At 73.7% G+C, this 4,489-nt stretch carries 3 protein-coding genes; 1 reads left to right on the top strand and 2 read right to left on the bottom strand.

From position 1 onward, the window contains the following. A partial coding sequence (locus tag ACW0Q9_RS29280; protein WP_456186801.1) for a transglycosylase domain-containing protein occupies positions 1-2,207 on the bottom strand: 2,207 nt, incomplete at its 3' end. Positions 2,208-2,417: 210 nt separating this feature from the next. Between ACW0Q9_RS29280 and ACW0Q9_RS29275 the strand changes: the two genes are divergently transcribed. Continuing rightward, positions 2,418-3,677 (top strand): glycoside hydrolase family 6 protein, encoded by a 1,260-nt coding sequence (locus tag ACW0Q9_RS29275; protein ID WP_456186799.1) that lies wholly within the window; start codon positions 2,418-2,420, stop codon positions 3,675-3,677. A 60-nt stretch (positions 3,678-3,737) separates the two neighbouring features. On the opposite strand, the gene ACW0Q9_RS29270 is transcribed toward ACW0Q9_RS29275, so the two are convergent. Then, positions 3,738-4,489: hypothetical protein (locus ACW0Q9_RS29270; protein WP_456186797.1), on the bottom strand; the 752-nt coding region annotated here is incomplete at its 5' end.

Below are 4,489 nucleotides of genomic sequence, written 5' to 3'. Positions count from 1 at the left end.
GACGGGGTCGGGCTCGGCGTCGGCCGCTCCGACGGGGTGGGCGACGAGGTCGCCGGCGGCGTCGTCGGGGCGGTGGTCTCCGGCGCGTCGTCCGGGAACGCCGGATCCTGGAACCGGTACTTGTCCGGGTCGAGCTTCAACGCCGCGGTCGCCTGCTCCATGAACTGCCGCCAGATCGGCCCGGGCCCGGTGGAGCCGTAGACCTCGTAGCTGCCGGCCGTCGTCTTGAGCGGCTTGCCGTCGGTGGTGCCCAGCCAGACCGCCGAGGCCAGCGCCCCGGTCCAGCCGACCATCCAGGTGTGCACGTTCTGGGTGGTGCTCTGCCCGGCCTGCCAGGTGCCGGTCTTGCCGGCCGAGTCCCAGCCGTTGTCCAGCTTGGCCGCCCGGACCCGGCGCAGCGTCCAGTCGAGCTGGTTGATCGCCTCCTGGTCGAGGCCGAGGTCGGTCTGCTTGAGCTGCTCGGTCCACACCTTCTCGTCGCCCTTGGTCACCGACCGGACGAAGTGCGCCTCGGCGCGCTTGCCGCCGGCCGCGAAGGTGGCCATCCCGTTGGCGTGGTCCTGCACGCTGATGCCGTACTGGCCGATGCCGACCTCGGTGGAGAAGCGCGCGGCAACCTCCTCGGCGGGCTCCTCCCGCAGGTCCACCCGCTGCGGCTGGGGGTTGCCCTTGACGGTCTCCCACATCGACTCGACCCCGGCCCGCTTCGCCATGTCGATGACCTTGGCGGTGCCGAGCTTCTCGGTCAGCTCGAAGTAGGTCACGTTCAGCGAGGCGACGGTCGCCTCCCAGAGCGCGCAGTCCGGCTGGCAGGGCGCGTGCTCGGCGTTGCGGATCGGGCCGGCCGGGCTGCCCTTGGTCCGCCCCGACTCGGGGAACTCCTTGGTGTCCGGCGAGTCGAACCGCTGCTTCACCGAGATCTTGTTCTCGACGGCGGCGGCCAGGTCGTACACCTTGAACGACGAGCCCGGCGGGTGCTGGCCGAACCCGCGGGCCTGGCCCTCCTCGTCGCGGTACCAGCCGGCGTAGTCGGCGCCGGAGCCCTTGTCACCGCCGTAGTAGCCGAGCACCCGGCCGGTGCCCGGCTCCACCGCGACCAGGGCGGCCTGCCAGTTCTTCGGCTGGCCGCGGACCGCTTCCGGGGCGGTGTCCCGGCGGATGTCGGCGGCGGCCTCCGCGGCGTCCTGCACCCGCTTGTCGATGGTGGTGACGATCTTGTAGCCGCCGTCCCGGATCACCTCGTCCGGCTTGCCGCGGAACGGCTCGGTCTCCCGCAGCTCGGCGAGCACGTGGTTGACCACCAGGCCGGTCGGGCGGTCCAGCCCGGAGCGGCCCGCGTTGGGGTCGATCGGCCGGACGGAGTCCGGGTACGCCAGGTTCGCCGCTTGCTCCGACGTGAGGTAGCCGAGCTTCACCATGCCGTCCCGGATGTAGTTCCAGCGGTCGATGGAGTTCTGCTTGGCGGTGGCGTTGCGCCGCGGGTCGTAGCCGGGGGAGCCCTCGGGGTCGGCCGGGTCCGCCTCCGGCTGCTTCACCATCGCGCAGAGCACCATGGCCTCGGCCTGGGTGAGCTGCTGCCGCGGCGGGGCGTCCCGGCGCACCGTCTTGCCGAAGAAGGTCTGCGCGGCAGCCTCGATCCCGTACGCCCCCCGGCCGAACGGGACGGTGTTCAGGTAGAAGCCGAGGATCTCCTCCTTGCTGTACTTGTCGTCCAGCTTCCAGGCGATGACCGCCTCGCGCAGCTTCCGGGAGTAGGTCACCCCGCGCAGGTCGGCGGCGACCCGCGCGTACTGCTGGGTGAGGGTGGAGGCGCCCTGCCGCTGCCCGCCGGTGACGTTCGCCCAGGCCGCGCGGAGCACGCCCTTGAAGTCCACGCCCTTGTTCGTCCAGAAGGTGCGGTCCTCGGCCGCCACGATGGCCTGCTTGGCCGAGTCGTTCATCTCGTCGTACGGGACGATGGTGCGGTTCTCCGCGCCCAGCTTCGCCAGCGGCGTGCGGCCGTCGGCGTAGTAGACGGTGGTCGACTCCGGGAGCTTGAGGTCGGTGGGGGTCGGCACGCTGTCGAAGTAGTAGCCGCCGGCGACCAGGCCGGAGCCGGTCAGCAGCGCGAACACCGCCAGGACGATCAGCAGGCGGTGCCGCCGGCGCTTCCGCCCCGGGGTCGGGGTCGCGGAACCGTCGGGGCCGTTGTCACCGGTCTGAAGCATCCGCACCCGATACCCTCCGACTGCTCGGCCGAATCGTGATCCTGCCCGGCTCGCAGGCTAGCGGACCTGCGGCGGCGGCACCGGCGTCCGGGGAAGTGGCCGGGTGGAATCCGGGGCGGGACATTGACAGTGGCGGCTGCTCCGGGCAGGCTCTGACGAGCTGCGGGAACGCTCCCATCACCCGTTCCCCCGTCCCTCAGGAGCAATGACGTGGCCCTGAATCCCTTCCGGCGGCGCGCCGCCACCGCTCTGGCCGCCGTCGCCGCGACCCTCGCCGCGGCCGTGCCCTTCTCGCCCGCACCGGCCGGCGCGGAGATCCGCGACGGCGTGACCTTCTACACCCCCCGACCGGACCACGGGGCGGTGGCCCAGATCGCCGAGCTGACCGCCGCCGGGCGGTACCAGCAGGCGGCCGGGCTCCGCGCCATGATCCGCACGCCCCAGGCGGTCTGGGTGACCGGCGGTTCCGCCGCCGGGGTCGCCCGGACCGTCAACGCCGAGGTCCGCCGGGCGGCCGGCAAGAAGACCGTGCCCGTGCTCGTGGCCTACAACATCCCGTTCCGCGACTGCGCGCAGTACTCCGCCGGCGGCGCCACCTCTGTGGCCGAGTACGAGGCGTGGATCGACGGGTTCGCCCGGGGCATCGGCGGCCACGAGGTGGCCGTCATCCTGGAGCCGGACGGCCTCGGCATCATCCCCTGGTACACCACCATCAACGGCAGCCAGGACTGGTGCCGCCCGGCCGAGGCGGACCCGGCGACCGCCGCCGCCGAGCGGTTCGCCATGCTCAACTACGCCGTCGACAGGCTGGCCGCGCTGCCCCGCACCAGCGTCTACCTCGACGGCACGCACAGCGCCTGGCTGGGCGTCGGCGACGCCGCCGACCGGCTCGTCAAGGCCGGCGTCGACAAGGCCGACGGCTTCTTCCTCAACGTCTCCAACTACGAGACCACCGAGCGGCAGCTCAAGTACGGCAACTGGATCGCCAAGTGCGTCCACTACGGCACCGCGGGCCCCGAGTGGGCGCGCGGCCACTTCGACTGGTGCGCCAGCCAGTACTACCCGGCCGACCCGGCCGACTTCAGCACCTGGGGCCGCACCGACGCCTGGTACGCCGAGAACGTCGGCGACGTGCCCGCCGACCGGCTCGCCCACTTCGTGGTGGACACCAGCCGCAACGGGCAGGGGCCGTGGACCCCGCCGGCCGGGGTGAGCTGGCCGGACCCGCAGACCTGGTGCAACCCGCCGGACCGGGGGCTGGGCGTGCGTCCCACCACGGCGACCGGTGACCCGCTGGCCGACGCGTTCCTCTGGGTGAAGACGCCCGGCCAGTCCGACGGGCAGTGCGACCGCGGCACGGGCACCGGGCACGACCCGGCGCGCGGCGGCATCGCCGACCCGGCGGCCGGCGCCTGGTTCGACGAGCAGGCCCTCGAACTGGTCCGGTACGCGAACCCGCCGCTGCGCTGACCGGTCCGGGCCGGGACGGCGGTCGACCGCCGTCCCGGCCCGGTCACCGGCGGCGCGACCTCAGCGCAGCGCCCACCCGGTGGCCCGGCCGTTGCGGGTCCGGCCGCTGAGCCGGCGGACCGGCCAGCGAACGTTGCCGCCGGACCGGCCGGTCCAGAACGGCGAGAGCCGCCACATCGGGTGGGTGGTGCTGTCGCCCGGCCCCGTGAAGGCCTCCCGGTCGGCGTACCCGTGCCGCCGGAACAGGTCCCGGTCGGTCTCGGTGAACGCCTCCGCGTACGTCGGCAGGCTCAACGTGTCCATCCAGCGCTGTGCACCGACGAGCACCGCGGCGGCCCGGCGGGCGGCCGCCGGGCCGGGCGCGGCCAGCAGCGCGAGGTGGTTGTGCGCCTCCGCCGGCCGCCGGGCGGCGAGCGCCTCGTCGAGCTGGACGAAACGCTCCTCGTCGGGCCCGGCGGCCGCGGCGAGGCGGTCGGCGTACCGGGTCGGCGCCGGGATCGGCCGGTAGCGGTGGAACCACACGGTCGCCGCGGTGCCGTCCCGGAGCAGGAACGCGTCGCCGAAGAGCATGGCGTGTTCGGTCCAGATCCGGGCCACGGCGGCGAGCACGGCGGTGCGGCGCGGCGCGTCGGGGACGAGCCAGGCGGCGAGGGCGGTGGGAGAGAGGGCCTCGGCGACGAGGTCGGCGATCCGGCCGATGTCGCACCAGCGGGCCCGGACGACGGGTGTAGCTGTGCTCATGAAGAAGCTCCTGGTGACCAGGGTGATCGCGTACGTGGGAGGGCGCCGGGGTGGTTGTCGGCGCCGGCCGT

This window comes from Micromonospora sp. I033, from assembly GCF_053890995.1.
The sequence above is the reverse complement of the archived record's forward strand: the minus strand, read 5'-3'. Positions and strand labels throughout refer to the sequence as shown.